This window comes from Rubripirellula tenax, assembly GCF_007860125.1.
GTDB classification, from domain to species: Bacteria; Planctomycetota; Planctomycetia; order Pirellulales; family Pirellulaceae; genus Rubripirellula; species Rubripirellula tenax.
This window is the reverse complement of sequence record NZ_SJPW01000001.1, coordinates 1,301,900-1,320,063: the sequence shown is the minus strand read 5'-3', so window position 1 is coordinate 1,320,063 and position 18,164 is coordinate 1,301,900. Positions and strand designations below refer to the sequence as shown.

Sequence of the window (18,164 nt, the reverse complement as noted above, 5' to 3'; positions counted from 1 at the left end):
CGCGTGGACAGCCTGTCCCATCGGTCAATCCCTTTTCGGTGCACCCCAAATATACCCCATCATGAGAACGCTCGTTTGCTTCGGCTTGATGCTTCTTGCATCGGCCACCGTTTTCGCAACCGACGCAAACCCCATTTTGCCATCGGTGGTGAAGCCGTTTTCGTTGCCCGATATTAACGGTGAGATCGTTACGGTTTCTCCGGACGATGCGGCCGATTTTACGGTGCTGTGTTTCCTGGGCACCGAGTGTCCGTTGGCTCGGTTGTACGGTCCTCGCTTGCAAGTGATGGCGGATCAATTCGCAGACGCCGACGTACGTTTCGTAGGCGTCAACAGCAACATTCAGGACTCGATGGACGAGATTCGCCACTATGCGAAGGTTCACGAGATTCGGTTTCCGCTCGCCAAAGACTATGACCGATCCGTTGCCCTTGCCGTCGCCGCGACACGCACGCCCGAAGTCATCGTGATCGACCGCGTCGGTGTCGTGCGCTATCGTGGTCGGATCGACGACCAATATGAACCCGGCATCGCTCGCGATGAAGCCACCAGGCACGACTTGCGCGACGCGATCGAATCGTTGGTCGCCGGCAAGGTTGTTGCCGATCCCACAACGACGCCAGTCGGTTGTTTGATCGCATTGCCGCGGACCGTGCAACAAGATGCGTCGGTGACGTACTGTGACCAAATCAGTCGCGTGCTGCAAAAGCATTGTGTCGAATGCCATCGCGCCGGCGAGATCGGACCGTTCGCGCTGGACGACTATGATGAAGTCGTCGGTTGGGCGGACATGTCGCTTGAAGTCATTGACCAGCACCGCATGCCGCCATGGCACGCCGCCGAAGGTCACGCGCCGCTGGCCAACGCCCGATCGATGCCCGAGTCGGACAAGAAATTGCTGCGGGACTGGGTGGACGCCGGTATGCCCTATGGCAGCGCTGCCGATCGACCCGAGCCAACAACTTATGTCGACGGTTGGCAATTGCCGCAGCAACCCGACCTGGTCTTGGCGATGTCCAAAACGCCGTTCGAGATTCCGGCGGACCAGACCGTTGAGTATCAGTACTATGTCGTCGACGCTGACTTTGAAACCGATCGTTGGGTCAAAGCCGCCGAAGTCATTCCGGGCAACCGCGCTGCCGTGCATCATTCGATCGCTTTCGTCCGCCCGCCCGACGGTGCCGACTTTCGCGAGATTCGATTGTTGTCCGCGTACGTGCCCGGCCAACGACGCAGCGAACTGCCCGATGGTTATGCCCAACGAATTCCCGCTGGTTCGCGAATCATCTTCCAAATGCACTACACGCCCACGGGAAAACCGGAAACGGATATCACTCGCATCGGTTTGGTGTTTGCCGAAGAATCCGATGTGACGCACGAAGTGGTCACGTTGGGTGGTATCGAACAGGATTTCGAAATTCCACCCGGCGAAGCTCGTTATACGGTGAACGGAACCATCGGGTATTTTCCTCGCAACGGAGAATTGTTGTCGATCATGCCCCACATGCACCTGCGTGGCAAATCGTTTTCGTTTGCGGTTGTTCGCGGGACGCAGTCGCGGACGTTGCTGGAAGTTCCCGCCTACGATTTCAATTGGCAACACAATTACGCTTTCGCCGATTCGGTGAAGCTCGCCGACGTCGACGAACTGTCGTTCACCGCAACGTTCGACAATTCGACCGACAATCCGACGAACCCCGACCCGACCGAATACGTGACATGGGGCGATCAGACGTGGCAAGAAATGGCGGTCACGTTCGTCGCCGTCGCTGTGCCTCGCCAAATAGTGCATCGCAATGCGACTCCGGTGCAGACGGTTGTCGCTGGATCGGTGCCTGATCCCGTCGCCGAGACGAAACGTCGTGAAAAAGCGATTCGTTTTGCCGACGACTACTTCGCCAAGTTCGATAAAAACGATGACGGCGCGATTCACGAGGACGAGCTGCCCCACAGCGTCCGAATCTTCGCTTTCCACAGCTTCGACCACAACCGCGACCAAAGCATCACCAAAGATGAAATCCAATCCGAATCGGACTGGCGAAATCAGTAGTTGAACGGCGATCGTCGCAGAGCAAGTCTTCGATACCTAATTCCCAGCACCTAAACACTAATACCTGCTCCTCCCCCTTGTTTTCTCGACTCGCCCAATGGATCATCGACCACCGCTGGCTCTCGGCGGTGCTCTTGGCCGCTTGGACCGTATTGATGGCGATCGGGCACTATGATCCGCGGCTGATTTTGCCAGAGCCGAAATTCGAACCAGACCGTCGTCAGGCTCAATCGAAATCCGCACCGCTGCCTGCATCCGTCGGATCGAACGTCAACCCCGTCCGTGTCGCAAGTGGCGATGTGATTGTCGTTGCCCATAGCGATCACTTTTTCACGCCCGACGGAGCCGAAGGCATTCGCGATGCCGTTGCGGCGCTCGAGTCCCTGGATCACGTCGAAAGCGTGTTTTGGATGGACGATGCGCCGCCGCTGAACATCTTCGGTTTGCCCGAACCGATTCTGCCGGGACGCAACGCGTCGGCCACGCGGTTCGTCGATGCTCGCGAGCGGGCGCTGAATCATCCGTTGGTTGCCGGCCAATTGATGTCACGCGATACCAAAACGCTGTTGTTGATGGTGACGATCGATTGGTTGTTTGTGACCGAAGACGCCGACGCCACCGATCGGCTGCGCGACGTCGCGGCGGCGGCCGCCGCGAAGGTTCCCGGCGCGAACATCTCGTTTGCGGTGACGGGCGAGGTTCCCATTCGGGTCAGCCGTGCGTCCAGCACGCGGTCCAATGAACGCAAGTATCAAGCGATCGGTTACTCGATCGCCCTGCTGATCGCATTTATTCTGTTTCGCGGTCTCTCCAGTGTCGTCATCGTGGCGCTGGCGCCGACGATGGGCGTGTTTTGGACGTTGGGGCTGCTGCACTTAATCGGCCTGGATGACAACCCGTTCAACAGCGTCATCGTGCCGGTGCTGTTGTGCATGGTCGGGTTCACCGACGGCGTCCACATGATGGTCCAGATTCGTCGTCATCGCGCCGATGGGATGTCGGCCGGTGATGCCGCCAAGCGTTCGATCCGCGAAGTCGGTCTGGCGTGTTGGCTGACTTCGTTGACCACGGCCATCGGTTTCGGATCGCTCGCGCTGGCCCACCACGAAACCGTTCGTGAATTCGGGTACTGTTGCGTGATCGGCGTGCTGATGACGTTCGTGTCGGTGATCACCGTGATCCCTCTGGCGTGCGCGACGCCGCTGGGACGCCGCGTGCATTCGGGATACGGAAAGAACCTGATCGACAAGAACCTCAGTCGTATTTCGGTCATCATCGACTTCGTGCTAGCCCGGCCGCGCAGCGTTAGCATCATTGCCATCGCCGCGACCGCGGTTTTGAGTTTGATCACGTTGCAATTGCGTCCTGACGAACGCTTGACCAGCAATTTGTCCGCCGGCAGCGAAGCCACACGGGCACTGGCCCAGATCGACCGCGATTTCGGAGGCATGGAAACCGCCGAGGTCGACATTTCGTGGGACTCATCGGTCGCGGCGGGGGATCCCGAAATCGGACAAGTCGCCGACGAAGTTAACGAAGTCTTGTTAAGCGAACCGTTGATCGGTAACCCGTTATCGATCGTCAACTTAATCGCGGCATTGCCGGGCGAAGGCCAGACGTCGGCGCGAATGTCGATGCTCGAATTGTTGCCGCCACCACTGAAGCAGGCCTACTATCGCCCCGTCAACAACCGGGCGGCGGTACGGTTTCGGCTGCAAGACCTTGGCATCGCGGCGTACGGTGAAGTCTTCGAAAGAATTGAAGTTCAGTTGGCCGAAATCGAGAGTCGGCATCCACGGCTGAATATCAAGCTAGATGGCGGCGCGGTTTGGCGATGGAAGAATCTGTACCAAATCGTCGTCGACCTGGCGCTCAGTCTGGGGACGGCAAGCCTGATCATCTTTGGTGTCTTGTCGGTTGTCTATCGATCGCTGCGACTGGGGTTGATTTCGACGGTGCCGAATCTGTTTCCGCTGGCGATGACGGGCAGCCTGTTGTGGATGGTCGGCATGAACCTTGAAATTGTCAGCGTGTGTGCCTTTACCGTTTGCCTGGGGATCGCCGTCGACGACACCATCCATTTTTTGACGCGCTACCAAGAAGAGTTGTCGCGAGGCGATGACGAAGCCGCCGCGATCCGCCGCGCCTTCATCGGCGTCGGTACCGCACTGGTGATGACGACGATCGTGTTGATCGTCGGTTTTGCCACCGCGCTGATCAGTGACGCACGCGACCACCGAATTTTTGCGTCGATGGGGATTTTGACGATCGGCAGCGCGCTGTTCGCCGACTTAGTCTTTTTGCCCGCGATGCTGGTTCGATTCGCCAAACCCAAAAGCAGTCCCAATGATTGAGTTTCAAATCGCAAGCCTCGACGAACTGCAAACGTTCGCTGATCGATTGGCCACGGCATTGCCTGCCAATGTCACGATCGGTTTGGTCGGCACGTTGGGCGCCGGCAAGACTTCGCTGACGCAGTCGATCGCTCGAGCCATCGGGATTGAATCGGCCGACGTGACCAGCCCCACGTTCACGCTGCTGCAAAGTCACCAAGGCAACCATTCCAAGTTGGGCCCAATCACGCTGCATCATCTAGATGCGTACCGGATCACCGACGACGACGAATTCATCGAACTGGGCGTGGAAGAATTGTTCGACGAAGACAACGCCTGGACCGTCATCGAATGGGCCGATCGAGTTCGGGCGTGCTTGCCCGATGAAAGCCTCTGGCTCAAAATTTCGCTGACCCGTGATTCTGATACTCGTCATGTCACCGCCTGGACGACCGATGCCGGGGTGGCCGAATCGATTGGGAAAATGGAACTCTAGCATGTGTCGGCCGGTATCCCCGCGACTGAAAAGCATTCTTGGATTAAGCTGCCTCGGATGAACAAACGACTTACAAAAATCAGCAAGTACTTGACCTTCATTCTGCGTCACGAGCCGGGTTCGATCGGACTGAAGCTGGACGCGGATCGCTATTTGAATGTGGATGAATTGGTGGGGCGAGCCAACGCCACGGGGAAAACGATCACTCGAGACCAAGTCGCGGAAGTCGTTGCCGGCCACGAGCCGCCGTTGTTTGAATTGACCGCCGACGGTTCGCGAATCCGCGCCGTCTGAACACCTACATAGGCATTGCGAATCGAAATCCATGGCGTGGCAACCGATCCCGATCCCGGCGTCGATCAAACAGACTCCCATTCGCGCCGAAGCCGAGCATTTGATCGACGTCGCCAACGACGCGATCGAAGCATTCTGGCTAAACAGCGATGCTGAGTTCGAGCACTTTGTGGCATGTGATTTTCACTTGCTCGACCAAGCCATCACGTGGATCGTGCAAAACGATTTGATGGCTGGTAACCGATTTTGTGAACTCGGGTCCGGCTTCGGCGTCGGCGCGATGCTGGCGACGATCCATGGAATGGAGGCGATCGGAATCGAGATCGAACCCATCTTGGTCGAGCAATCCGTTCGCTTGGCAAGCGAGCTGGGAAGCGCCGCCAAGTTCCACTGCGGCAGCTACATCCCGCAAGGCATGAAAGACACCGCCGGCAACATCAACCAAGGCGCCGACATCTACGAACAGATCGGCATCCCTTTAACTGGAATGCACTTCATCTTCGCCTACCCCTGGCCCGAAGAACGCGCCGCCTTCGACGCCCTGATGGAATCCCTGACCGCCAAGGGAACACTACTGATGACGTATCAAGGCCGAACCGGAATGCGTCTGGTACGCAACGAATAGATGGCGATTTGCACGAGGAATCGATGGCGATCTAAAATCGATCGTTGATCCGCGTCAGTTTTCCGATGATGAACGTGACGTCATCCATCGCAAACTGCCGGGCCTTTGGCCCTGGGCGGCGTATCGGTCCGATCGTTTCCCAGGCCGATGGCCTGGGCTAGGCAAACCAATGGCCCGTTGGGCCGGAAAACCGTGAGCCAAATCGCTTGCACGAGTTGTGGGGTATAAAAAGGCTGGAAGCCTACCCCCGATCGAAAGTGCCAAATCTAAAATCAAGCTCCGACAACGCACTGGAAACAATTGCGATACGAACCTCGTTGACGGCTCGACTCTGGGCTCGGATGGCAGTCGGAGCCTTCGCGATGCAGGAAATAAGTCTGTCACTACCGAAAGCTGGTGCGGTCTTTGCCTTAGACTGGTTGTCGATGGTCAGTGTGGTTTCTTGTTGACTTGGCGTCGTACGACAGCCGTTCAATTCCCACCTCTCTGACTGACAACGGATCACGTCATGGCAATCATCCTGGGCGTTGATGGCGTTTGCTGTCGGCGGATTTGTTGGTCAAGTCGCGATCGAAGTTTTAACGTACGCGGTGTGCTAGGCCGTTTGTCAATGGAGCGGACGTTTTAGTTTATGTTTTGAGTTTCTTTCTTGGGATAAGAAGACATGCGAAGTTTGGTAAGTGTGACCCTGTTGATGGTCGCTTTTTCGGTTTCCGCGTCGGCTGATAATTGGGCGCATTGGCGGGGGCCCGACGGGAATGGAGTTGCGCTCGACGCCACGCCGCCTGTGAAATGGTCGGCGACTGAGAATGTGAAGTGGAAAGTTGCAGTGCCTGGCGCCGGATCGGGGTCACCGGTGGTTTGGGAAGACCGGGTGTTTGTTACTTCGGGCGTGCCGACGGGAAAGTCGTCGGGACGGTTGCCCGAGTTGGACTTCGTGACTTTCTGTTTCCATCGGGCGGACGGAAAGTTGCTTTGGAAACAGACGGCGACGACAGCGACGCCTCACCAAGCGACTCATGAAACCAACGGATTCGCATCGGCTTCACCATGTACCGATGGCGAGCATGTGTATTCGCATTTTGGTTCACGCGGTTTGTACGCGTACACGATGGATGGCGAATTGGTTTGGAAGCGAGATGACTTCGGTAACATGACCACGCGAAACGATTTTGGCGAAGGCAGTTCGCCGACGATCGCTGGCGACAAGATTTTAGTGCCATGGGATCACGAAGGTCCTTCGTTCTTGTACGCGCTGAGCAAAGCGACTGGCGAAACAATCTGGAGGACACCGCGCGACGAACCCACGTGTTGGGCGACGCCGATGGTGATCCCGTCGGCTTCGGGGCCTCAGGTGATCATGAACGGACAAACGATGGCTCGGGCTTACGATTTGGAAACCGGCAAAGAGTTGTGGGCGTGTGGCGGCCAGACTCAGCGGCCCGTCGCTTCGCCAGTCTTTCACGATGGAGTCGTTTACGTCGGAAGCGGCTTCCGCGGTTCGTTCTTGGCTGCGTTCAAGCCGGACGGGCGAGGCGATGTCGAAGGCACCGATGCAATCGTTTGGTCGGTCGATCGTGACACGCCGGACATTGCATCGCCCCTATTATCAGGTGACCGCTTGTACTTTTTCAAAGCCAAGACGGGATTGCTGACTTGCTTGAATGCGAAGTCCGGCGAGTCGCATTTTCAAACGGTTCGATTGCCCGATATCAGCACGACGTACGCATCACCGGTCGCGGCCGGTGGTCACGTTTATTTGACGGGTCGAAGCGGCGCGACGGTCGTGATCGATGATGCGGCGAAGTTCAACGTCGTCCGTGTCAATTCGGTCGGCGAAGGTGTCGATGCGACGCCGGCGATCGCAGGGAATCAAATTTTCATCCGCGGGGCAAAGCATCTGCACTGCATTGGCGAATGATGGTTTTTGAAGCGACGTAGTGCTTCATCCAGATTTGAATGTGGGGTGGGCATCTTGCCTGCCAATGCGCAAATGTTGGAAATCGCAGGCTAGAAGCCTACGCCACTCGTTAAAGCTTCGCCTTGGCGGCTTCGGCGTCCGCTTTGGCTTTCCACTTTGCCGATTCTTTCGCGTCGCCGGCGTTGTCGAATGCTTCGGCAACGACGGCAAAAGCTTCGGCAAGCACGGCGGGGTCGCGTGGGTTCTTGGCCTCACGCAGTCGGCGAGCAAAGTCATCCATCTTTTGACGTACCTCGGGCAAGGCACAAATTTGCTTGCCTTCGCGGGTGGAGCATCCAAAGACAACGCCGGCCAGCTTGTCGTACTCGCCCAACGCTTCGGTGCCGGCCGGTTCGAGCTGCAACGTTACGTCCAACGTTTCGCCTTGGACGATGGTGACTTGATGGTCGCGGCGGCCCATGAAGATCGGCAATCGATAGTCCTTGGCCTTGGATTCTGCGAGCATGTCTTGATTGCCCGGCGGCAGGTACAGAGTCGCGAACCCATCGTCGTTGCTATGATCGAAAAAAGGTATGTCGTAGCCGCGAACTGAATCGCTATCCCAGGGTTCTTCGACAGCGATCCCCATTAACCATTCGGTCGATCGCATCAGTTGGACGCCATAAAGCTGAGATCCCCAATTCCACCAGAATACGTTCGGGCAAGCACCGACAAGGATGTTTCGCAACGGATTGCCATCGGGGTCGGTTACAGAAACCTCACATCGAACCAGTGGCGACATGTTGATCGTGATGGGTTGCTCCGGGTTCGGCCCGAATACTTGCGGGCGCGTGGATGGTTTGGCAGTTGGCTTGGCAAGTTCTTTGGCCATCTCGAACATCGTTTGCAAACCGCCCAACGGATTGGATTGGTTCGCATCTGCAGCGGAAGCGTCCGCAATGGGTTCGTAACCATTCTTCGCAATGAAGTGTTCGCAAAGCGCGATCACCTGCATTGTCTCGGACCGCGGGAAACCCTCAATTACGAAGTCGCCGTGCTCATCGACCGGCGCCCATTGGGTCCAATCAAAATTCGGCAGCGGATGTTTGCGAGGTGATGCGATCGCGCAAACCCGTCCGGCCACGACGGGACGCGGCACCTCGTCGCCGAATCGTCCGCGGATACTGACGGCCGGGTGCATGGCCAGCGTGACCGCCTCGTTGCGACCAGACTTTAAGGTCAGCTCGATCGGATCACTAAACTCGACCGCCTTCCCATCAACGAGGCGAACCAACATCGCACGAAACGGAGCGGGACTGAGTGTCTCTAGCACAATCTGCCCAGACGACCGTTTGGGTGAGTTGCTATTCGTGTTCAACACGTCGGAAGACACAACATGGATCTGGTCGATATGAAAGTCTGCCGCTCTGGATTGCGGAACGAGGGCGATCGAAGCCGCTTGCTTCATTTCAATCTTGTGCGGTCCGTCGTCCATCATCGGCACGTCGATGTCAACGGAATCTTCGATAGTGAAGTTCGGGTGGGAGAGGTTCACCGACACGCTGAACACGCGAGTGAGTTCAGCGATGTCGCGATAGAACGGATATCGAATCGTTGCGATGCCATTATCGTCCGTGGTCACCGGTTCAGGCGACATGTCGGCGCGGTCGTCTCCGTCGGGCCAGCGGCCATGTCCTTGCGATGATCGCAGCGCCCACGGCGTTACCGTCACGCCGGCGATCGGTTCGCCGTCGCCGTCGGTGACTCGAACGTCAAAGGACTTGGTCAGCTGGCCGCCGTTGAGTTTGGCCATCGCCGCGTCATCAACGGAATCGATCAGGTCGCCAGCGAAGGTGAACGCCCCGACAGCGAGGCTGGCGAGCAACAGGTAAGTACGGATCATCGGACGGCCCCCGAGAGAAGCATTGACACAGAAAAGACGCTACGTCTGTTTTAGGTTGATTGCAAAGTGGGGTCAAGTGTTTTTCGCGGGAGTTTGCCCGTTTCGGATCACCCTTCGTGGCGCTGTGACTCCGCTCGCAGGGTGTACCCCGAGTTCGTCGGCTGCTTTGCAGCTTACGTCCCGCGAGCGGAGTCGCGGGTCCACGTAGGGTTGCCCGTTTTGGATCACCCTTCGTGGCCCTGCGACTCCGCTCGCTGGGTGTACCCCGAGTTCGTCGGCTGCTTTGCAGCTTACGTCCCGCGAGCGGAGTCGCGGGTCCACGTAGGGTTGCCCGTTTTGGATCACCCTTCGTGGCCCTGTGACTCCGTTCGCTGGGTGTACCCCGAGTTCGTCGGCTGCTTTGCAGCTTACGTCCCGCGAGCGGAGTCGCGGGTCCACATCGGGTGGCCCGTTTTGGGATCACCCATTGTGGCTCTGTGACTCCGTTCGCTGGGTGTACCCCTCGTTTCATAAGCTGCTTTGCAGCTTATGTCCCGCGAACGGAGTCGCGGGTCCACTTAGGGTGACTCACTTTGGATGGAAGCAGAGATGGAGCTACATGGGCAATCGCGGCTGTGACGGGAGGCCGTTAAACTTGCCCTCGCAAAACCCGCCCTGACTCCTCGATTGCCGTTCCCATGACGAACTCACCCGATCGCGACCCGACCAAGTTACGTTCTCATCGCTGGTTGGCGCCGGACGACGTTCGTTCGTTCGGGCATCGATCGCGGATGAAGGGGATGGGATTCGACGACATCGACTTTACTGATCGACCGGTGGTCGCGATTTTGAATACGTGGAGCGAGATGAACACGTGTCACTCGCACTTCCGCAACCGGGCCGATGAAGTGCGGCGTGGGATTCTTCAATCCGGTGGTTTTCCCGTCGAGATTCCTGTCATGTCGCTTGGCGAGATGATGATGAAGCCGACGACGATGCTGTATCGGAATCTGTTGGCGATGGAGGTCGAGGAAGTTCTGCGTTGTCATCCCGTCGATGCGGCGGTGTTGATGGGCGGATGTGACAAGACGGTGCCCGCGATGTTGATGGGCGCGATCAGCGCCGACATTCCATCGATCTTTTTCCCGGCTGGCCCGATGTTGAAGGGGTTGTGGAAGGACGTGACCCTGGGCAGCGGATCGGACGCCTGGAAGTACTGGGACGAACGTGTCGCGGGCAACCTCTGCGACAGCGACTGGAAAGGCATCGAAAACTGCATCGCCCGGTCGGCCGGCACGTGCATGACGATGGGGACCGCGTCGACGATGGCGTGCGTGACCGAAGCGATGGGGTTCAGTTTACCGGGCGCGGCAACGATCCCGGCGGTCATGGCGGAACATTGCCGTTTGGCAACACGAACGGGCCGCCGAGCGGTTGAGATGGCTTGGGAGAACTTGAAACCATCGACGTTCATGACGGCGAAGTCGATCGACAATGGATTGATGACTTCACTTGCGATCGGGGGCAGCACCAATGCGATCGTTCACTTGATCGCGATCGCCGGACGGCTTGGGATCGACTTGTCGCTGGATCGTTTCGACGAACTGTCGCGGATCACGCCGGTGTTGGCCGATATTCGTCCGAGCGGCCGATTTTTGATGGAAGATTTTCAAGACGCGGGCGGGTTGCCCGCGATGCTGTTGCGCATGACGGATTTGATCAACACGGACTGTCAAACGGTCAACGGAGTCACGTTGGGCCAGCAGATCGCGGGCGCCGAAGTGATCAACGACGAAGTCATTCGGCCACGATCGAATCCGGTTTCGTCGGCCGGTGGCACGTGCTTGCTCAAAGGCAATTTGGCTCCCAGCGGATGCGTCATCAAGAGTTTGGCCGCCGATCCGAAACTGAAACAACACCGCGGTCGCGCGGTCGTGTTCGACAACTATCCGGCGATGAAGGCCAGCATCAACGATCCCGATTTGGATGTTGACGAAAACAGCGTGTTGATTCTTCGCAGCGCCGGTCCGTTGGGCGCGCCGGGTTTTCCGGAATGGGGCATGTTGCCGATTCCGCAAAAATTGTTGGCCAAAGGCGTGCGCGACATGGTCCGGATGAGCGACGCGCGGATGAGCGGCACCAGTTACGGCACGTGCGTGCTTCACATTGCGCCCGAAAGTGCGGCGGGTGGTCCGCTGGCGCTGGTGAAGACGGGCGACGAGATCGAGATCAACATTCCCGAGCGAACGATTCACTGGCACGTATCGGATGCCGAGATCGAATTGCGGCGCGAGACCATGCCGACGTCGATTCCGTTGCCCGAGCGGGGTTACAGCCACTTGTACGCCAAGCACGTGACGCAGGCCGACAAGGGATGTGACTTTGACTTCCTTGTCGGACGCAGCCCCGGCGCGGAACCGAGCATTCACTAAACTGCCAACAAACCATTCCCTTCTGAACTGAAAACATGAACACACAACCCTTTTCCGCTGCCCAACTTCGCGAGTCCGTGATCGCCGTTCCTCCGCTTGCGAGGGACGCGAATTTGAAGATTGATGCTGCCGAGAACGCAAAGATCATCCGTCACATCGAAGCCGGTGGCGTTCGTAGCTTGCTGTACGGCGGCAACGCAGTCTTCTATCACGCACGGCTTTCCGAGTACGCGGCGCTTTTGTCGATGTTGGCTGATGCGGCTGGTGATGACACGGTCGTGGTGCCTTCGGTTGGGCCAGCGTACGGATTGTCGATGGACCAAGTCGACGTGCTGAATGACTTTGATTTTCCGACGGTGATGTTGTTGCCGTCGCGAGACATCGTCGACCAAGCCGGTATCGCGTCGGGCATTCGTCACATTGCCGAAAAGCTTGGCAAGCCGATCGTGTTGTACTTGAAGTTTGATCGTTGGCTTGATCCGTCGATCATCAAGTCGCTAGAAGCCGACGGAGTGATTTCGTGGATCAAGTATGCGGTGGTGTTGGAGGATCCGATGGACGATCCGTACGCCAAGGAAGTCATGGACGTGTTTCCGAAAGAACGCATGGTCTCGGGCATCGGCGAGCAACCGGCGATCGAGCATGTTCACCACATGGGCATGCACGGGTTCACCAGCGGATGTGTTTGTGTCGCGCCGGCGAAGTCGATGGAGATGATGCATGCGATCCACGCGGGCGATTTGGATACCGCCGAGTCGATTCGCAAGTGGTTCTTGCCGCTGGAAGATTTGCGAAACGGCATCAACCCGATCCGCGTGCTGCACCATGCCGTGGAAGCGGCGGGGATCGCCAAGACGGGGCCGCTGCTGCCGATGCTAAGCGATTTGTCGGCGGATCAGGTTGCCAAGATCTCGGCGGCGGTGAAGGGCATGGTCGAGTAGGCGTTTTCACCGCTTGGCGTGGTGAACGGGTTGCGGAATGGCGAAAGTCGCTGACCCGACATCTTTTCCACACGTCATATTTTCCGCACGCGGCTTGATCGGCCTGGAATTCGCCATGGATTGTCGATCTGGACGCATCAAGACTTCACGAATCGGTGGGCCAGTCGGTAGCGTAGTGTGACTCTCGTTTGCAGATTCTTTTTCTCCGCGATGGATGCACATGACCGCCGACGATTCCTACGAAGCCCCGTTTGACGAAGCCAGCCAAGACAGCGTTACCTCGGTTGATGCCGAGGCCGCAATCAGCGATGAGGGCGAAAGCCCTGAAATCGATAGGGCGGATAAGTCCGCTATCGATCCAGAAGTACAGAAGGCACGCAACGCCTTTGAAACCGACGACGATGCATACGAGGATGTCGACGACGAAGTGCAAGAGTCCGTTGCAGTTGAAGCCACCGAAGTGGAAGCCGTCGCCGCCGAAGCTGTCACCTCGGAAGTTGGCGAAGCCGAAGAGGGTTCCGTCGAGAGCGTCGCGGACGACGACGCCGAAGAACAACTTGCCCAACTGGCGACGCCGTTCGTCGGTCGCTGGAACGAACTGATCAGCACGACGAATTGGGAGAAAGGCCGGATCATCAGTGATTGGCGAGGCGCGTTGATTGCTTCGGGTGTCGGATCGGACCAATACAGCGACGAAGCGTGGGCTCGCCGAGTCGGCGGTGTTACGGCGCCACACGTCGGACGATTGCGCCGCGTGTACGATCACTTCGGGTCAACGTTCACGACGTACGCGGGGCTGTACTGGAGTCACTTTCTGGCTGCCCTTGAGTGGGAAGACGCGCCTCTTTGGTTAGAAGGCGCGGTGCAGTCCGGGTGGAGTGTCGCCGGTATGCGTGAACAGCGATGGCAGGCTCACGGCGCCGTCGACTCCCAGCGTCCGACGGCCAGCCAGATCGTTTCGGTTGACACCGACGAAGACGTCGTCGAGCCGGCTCAGGGTGCCGGTGGCACTCGCGAGTACGGCGATGAACCGGGCACGGCGATGGGCAAGACTTACGAGGACGCTGACTTCGGTGACGAAGAAGAACTGCAATCCTTGGCCGGCGGTACCGAATTGCCCAACCCGGGCGGACTCGGTGTACCGCCTGAGAATGCCGAAGCGGCACCCTCGTTGGTGCAACCGTTCGCGGGCTTACCGGAATTGCCCGATGACCTAGCCGACGCGATCGAGATGATGAAGTTGGCGATCCTTCGTCACAAATCCAACAAATGGGAAAAGGTCGATATCGAAGTCGTGGCCAAATACCTCGAGGCCGTCGGCGTTCTGATGCGCGCCCCGTGAGTGTAGGTAACGAGAGTAGGTAACAGGTAACAGGTAACAGGTAACAGGTAACAGGTAACAGGTAACAGGTAACAGGTAGCAGGTAGCAGGTAGCAGGTAGCAGGTAGCAGGTAGCAGGGATGCCGCGCAAGTATCTCCTGTTGCCTGCCACCTCGTCTGCTCCGTCATTCGCGATCGCACGTCGTTCGATAGGCTGGGGCGGTCTTCTCTTTCGCCCCCGAGCGTTCTACGTAGCAAAAGGGTTCGAATGAACGTCGCCGGCATCTTTGCCAGCGGCCCCGTGGGCCGAGACTCAACGCAGGATTTGGTCCTGGCTTTGAAAGCCTACAACGTCACTGAGCTTTTCGCCGTTGCGAAATAGAATCATGCGTGGGATACCGTTGACTTGATGTTTTTCGGCCATGTCCTTGTTGGCACTCACGCTCAAACAGCGAATTTCTAAGTCCTTCACGCCCGAGGATTGCAAGGGTGCCAACTCCGTGTCCAAACGGTTACACGGCCCGCACGAAGTTGAACCGAGCTTTACCAGCAACCTGTAACCTGTTTCCTGACGCCTGTCACCTATTCCCCTTCCCCCTACATGACCGAGAAGTAGTTTTCGCAGGCAAAGTCCATGTACTCACGCTTGAGTTCGATGGGTAGGTCGTTGTAGAGGCAGAAATTCTTGACTTGCAGCAGCAAGTCACGCGGTTGGCACATCCGCATCGGGCGATCCACCGCCTTGTAATGTTTCTCGATCAAGTAGTCGATCGAGTCTTGGTCGTGCGGGATCTTGACGACCTTGCACATGATTTCGAACAGCTTGCGAAAGTCGCTTTCCGGAGGGTTTTCGGCTTCGATTTTGTAAGGGATTCGGCGCAAAAACGCGTCGTCAACCAAGTCTTTGGGTTCTAGGTTGGTGCTGAAAACAACCAATTGATCAAACGGGACCTGGATCTTTTTTCCGCTGGCCATGTTCAAAAAATCATAACGTTTTTCTAGCGGTACGATCCAGCGATTGAGCAGTTCGTCGACGCGCATTCGTTGTCGTCCGAAGTCGTCAATGACCAGCGTTCCACAGTTGCTTTTCAGTTGCAGCGGCGACTCGCTGATGTTGCTTTCGCTGTTGCTTTGCACTTCCAGCATGTCCATCGTCAACTCGCCACCGGCGATGATGGTGGGTCGATGAATGCGCACCCATCGCTTGTCGAACCCGCCCACGTCCAACAATCCCGTGCTCAACTCTGGCATTGCCAATTCGTGACACATGGGGTCGAAAACTCGCAGCACGTCACCGTCGATGTCGATCGCACGTGGGATCCAAACGTACTTTCCGAAGGCGCCCGTGACCCGTTCGGCGATCGACGTTTTGCCGTTGCCGGGAAACCCGAACAGAAACATTCCGCGACCGCTGGCGACCGCCGGGCCAAGTTTGTTCAGCATTGCCGGATTGATCAGCAGATCCTTGAACGCCGTCATCAGATCCTTTTTCTTAGGATACTGGCCCTCGATCGTTTGCTTTTTCACGCTGGCGATGTAATCACGCAGCGGCACCGGGCAAGCACCATAGTAGGTGCAGTCCTGCATGTGACCGCGGGCGATGTTTCGGCCATTCTCGGTCAACATATAGACATAGTCGTTCGTCGTCGTCGCACTCTTGTAAGCGACGTTTTGCTCCATCTTCAATCGCGTCAGCATCGGTTCGATCATGCCGAATGGCAGCTTGACTTGGTCCGAGATGCGGCGACCGGAAGCTTCCCCGATGTTACGGATGAAGCGATAGATGATTGCTTCCAGCAGTGTTTCGTTGACGCCGGCGCTCGCCAGGTCAGCCGGTTCGGCCGGACGCCACGGTTCGTCGCGGGACGGTTTGAAACCCATCGGCGACGCGACGCGGGCAACCGGCCGTGATTCGGATGCGTCGTCGCCGTCCTTCCCCAATGTTTCCACCTTCGGGCGATTTGCCGCGGCCACCGCGGTGCCGGAACCGGCGGGTGCAGGCGATGGCAGACCGGCGGACGGGGATGCCGATGGACCAACCGTCGCGGCAGCGGTTGTAGCAGCCGTTGTGGCGGGGGCGGATGACCTGGCCACCGCATCGCCCCCACTTCCGCCGCCGTTGCTGAGCGATTGGATGCGAGAAATCAGTGAATCGAGCTTGCTGTCGACGTCGCTGCTCATGATGGCCTCGTAAAACCAGCTATCGAATAGGGTGAACGGATTCCATTTTTCGATGCGATCGCTGACTCAGTGATCGGTACGCCGCCCCGCGTTGCAAGAATCTTCTTGATTCATCGACCGGGCAGGTGCGTCGTTTCCACAAATTCGGTGGACGACAAGCCACGGGGCGTAACACCCCACGCAGTCCCTACAACCGTAACGGGGGTTAGATTCGGTCGATCCAGCAAGCTTTGTCTCCCCGCGAGGGTCAGCGAAGCAAGACGAGGCTGCCGCGGTGCCAACGGTGTGTAACAGTTCCGTTAGTGCCCTCTCATCCTCGGCAACCGCTAAATTATGTCGAAGCCCGTCTCCAGTTCCGCCCGCCTTGGATTGCGAATCGACCAAGCCAAATGGCAGCTCGCACTGCCCGATGGTGCGCGGCGGTTGATCGCATCTGGCGATTTCGACGGGCGTGACAACGAGACCTTGGTGCTTTGGCTAAGCAGCGAGCCCGAACTGTCCGAGCGGCTTTTGCGATGGTGCAACACGCCGCTGTACAACCTATCGCGTCCTTACCCGTCGCTCGAAGAAGCCGCCAAAGTGATGGACGGCTGCGATTTGGCCCGATTGGCTGTGTTGGCTTGGGTCCGACGCATGTTTCTGCCCGATGCCCAAATTGACATCTACAGTCGCGAAGGGCTGTGGAGTCACAGCATCGCCGTTGGCGCGGTGGCGATGTTGATCGCCCGCACGTGCAACGCCGGCGATCCCGGGTTGGTCTTCATCGCGGGCGCTCTGCATGACATCGGACTTTGCGCCAGCGAACGACTCGACCCCGATTCGTTTCGCGAAGTGGTCAGCCAAACCGATGAATTGTCCCCGACGCACGAAGTCGAAAAGGACTTGCTCGGTTGGGACCACAGCCAACTCGGCGCCGCGATCTTGGATCAGTGGGGGATGCCCGAAGCGATTCAGTATTCCGCTCGCTATCACCACATCCCTGAACAAGTCATCGATTCCGAACACGCCGCCACCGTGGGCTGCGTTGCGGTTGCCAACTACCTTTGCAGCCGAAGCGGTTGGGCATCGACGGGGTCAAACGCGATCATTGCGCCGGCCGAAAGCGTATTTCGACGCTTGGGTATCGACGCCGGATTGTTGACCGTGCTGTGGACCCAATTGTCGTTGGCACTCGATTCGGTCTCCGATTTGCGGTAGCACATTCTCTTCGAGACTTGTCAACAAAACGCCCAGAATATTGTGGCGTCATCCCATTGACGGACCGATCTGTAAGGCTTCAGGACCGATGGAATGGGCCTTCAAAACCGTCTTCTTAGAAAATTCGCGAGAATTGCTTCAATGCCTCTTGCGAGTCCGAAGATGTCCCTCTATCTTTCCGCCTCGCTGACACCGGTTGCCCGCCGCCAAGACTTGGAACGGGGAATCAACGTTAGCGAAAGTCAGCTGAAGTGACGCGAAAGTTTCTTGCTTTTTAAACGCTTCAGCCGGTTGACGAAAAAACAAAACGCCGGATACTACGGCACCAACCTTCGGCCCCCTGGCCGGTTCTTAACGGAGCCGAATCAACCAGTCCCGAAGGTTTATTGATCTTTGACAATTTGGTGATGAAACTTCTGTTGAGTTCAGATTTGCGAGGTCATTTCTCGTGATGCTGACTCGAGCTTGCTCGGGTTGGTTGAAACGAAAAAATGGCGAATCGCTGGAGTCTT

General features: G+C 57.6%; 13 protein-coding genes. 10 read left to right on the top strand and 3 right to left on the bottom strand.

Annotation, left to right across the window (positions count from 1 at the left end; all coding sequences use genetic code 11):
* The first annotated feature begins 61 nt into the window (after positions 1-61).
* The 6 genes from Poly51_RS04935 to Poly51_RS04910 all read left to right on the top strand — a co-directional run bounded on the left by Poly51_RS04935 (position 62) and on the right by Poly51_RS04910 (position 7,719).
* Positions 62-2,050, top strand: a complete 1,989-nt coding sequence (locus tag Poly51_RS04935) for a redoxin domain-containing protein (protein WP_246114265.1) — start codon at positions 62-64, stop codon at positions 2,048-2,050.
* Between the two features lie 77 nt (positions 2,051-2,127).
* Positions 2,128-4,404 (top strand): efflux RND transporter permease subunit, encoded by a 2,277-nt coding sequence (locus Poly51_RS04930; RefSeq protein WP_246114264.1) that lies wholly within the window; start codon positions 2,128-2,130, stop codon positions 4,402-4,404.
* Positions 4,397-4,879, top strand: a complete 483-nt coding sequence (gene tsaE, locus Poly51_RS04925; protein ID WP_146454766.1) for a tRNA (adenosine(37)-N6)-threonylcarbamoyltransferase complex ATPase subunit type 1 TsaE — start codon at positions 4,397-4,399, stop codon at positions 4,877-4,879. The genes Poly51_RS04930 and tsaE overlap by 8 nt, the downstream gene beginning before the upstream one ends.
* Before the next feature lie 57 nt (positions 4,880-4,936).
* Complete coding sequence (locus tag Poly51_RS04920; RefSeq protein WP_146454764.1) at positions 4,937-5,173, top strand: RNA 2'-phosphotransferase; 237 nt, start codon at positions 4,937-4,939, stop codon at positions 5,171-5,173.
* A 31-nt stretch (positions 5,174-5,204) separates the two neighbouring features.
* Positions 5,205-5,798: a class I SAM-dependent methyltransferase gene (locus Poly51_RS04915; RefSeq protein WP_146454762.1), complete on the top strand. Its 594-nt coding sequence runs from the start codon at positions 5,205-5,207 to the stop codon at positions 5,796-5,798.
* Between the two features lie 664 nt (positions 5,799-6,462).
* Positions 6,463-7,719, top strand: a complete 1,257-nt coding sequence (locus Poly51_RS04910; RefSeq protein ID WP_146454760.1) for a PQQ-binding-like beta-propeller repeat protein — start codon at positions 6,463-6,465, stop codon at positions 7,717-7,719.
* A 109-nt stretch (positions 7,720-7,828) separates the two neighbouring features.
* On the opposite strand, the gene Poly51_RS04905 is transcribed toward Poly51_RS04910, so the two are convergent.
* Positions 7,829-9,601 (bottom strand): Ig-like domain-containing protein, encoded by a 1,773-nt coding sequence (locus Poly51_RS04905; protein WP_146454758.1) that lies wholly within the window; start codon positions 9,599-9,601, stop codon positions 7,829-7,831.
* Positions 9,602-10,278: 677 nt separating this feature from the next.
* Between Poly51_RS04905 and araD the strand changes: the two genes are divergently transcribed.
* The 3 genes from araD to Poly51_RS04890 all read left to right on the top strand — a co-directional run bounded on the left by araD (position 10,279) and on the right by Poly51_RS04890 (position 14,295).
* Positions 10,279-12,012 carry an L-arabinonate dehydratase gene (gene araD, locus Poly51_RS04900; protein WP_146454756.1) on the top strand — a complete coding sequence of 578 codons (1,734 nt, stop codon included), beginning with the start codon at positions 10,279-10,281 and terminating at the stop codon, positions 12,010-12,012.
* A 35-nt stretch (positions 12,013-12,047) separates the two neighbouring features.
* Positions 12,048-12,953 (top strand): dihydrodipicolinate synthase family protein, encoded by a 906-nt coding sequence (locus tag Poly51_RS04895; RefSeq protein ID WP_146454754.1) that lies wholly within the window; start codon positions 12,048-12,050, stop codon positions 12,951-12,953.
* 220 nt (positions 12,954-13,173) lie between these two features.
* The gene (locus Poly51_RS04890; RefSeq protein ID WP_146454752.1) at positions 13,174-14,295 is read left to right on the top strand and encodes a hypothetical protein; all 1,122 of its coding nucleotides are present in this window, start codon (positions 13,174-13,176) and stop codon (positions 14,293-14,295) included.
* 292 nt (positions 14,296-14,587) lie between these two features.
* Here the strand turns inward: Poly51_RS04890 and Poly51_RS04885 are convergent, their stop codons facing one another.
* Both Poly51_RS04885 and Poly51_RS04880 read right to left on the bottom strand, forming a co-directional pair.
* The gene (locus Poly51_RS04885) at positions 14,588-14,827 is read right to left on the bottom strand and encodes a thioredoxin family protein (RefSeq protein WP_186775343.1); all 240 of its coding nucleotides are present in this window, start codon (positions 14,825-14,827) and stop codon (positions 14,588-14,590) included.
* Between the two features lie 44 nt (positions 14,828-14,871).
* The gene (locus Poly51_RS04880) at positions 14,872-16,455 is read right to left on the bottom strand and encodes an AAA family ATPase (protein ID WP_246114262.1); all 1,584 of its coding nucleotides are present in this window, start codon (positions 16,453-16,455) and stop codon (positions 14,872-14,874) included.
* Between the two features lie 333 nt (positions 16,456-16,788).
* On the opposite strand from Poly51_RS04880, the gene Poly51_RS04875 reads away from it, so the two are divergent.
* The gene (locus tag Poly51_RS04875; RefSeq protein ID WP_146454747.1) at positions 16,789-17,652 is read left to right on the top strand and encodes an HDOD domain-containing protein; all 864 of its coding nucleotides are present in this window, start codon (positions 16,789-16,791) and stop codon (positions 17,650-17,652) included.
* The last annotated feature ends 512 nt before the right edge of the window (positions 17,653-18,164 follow it).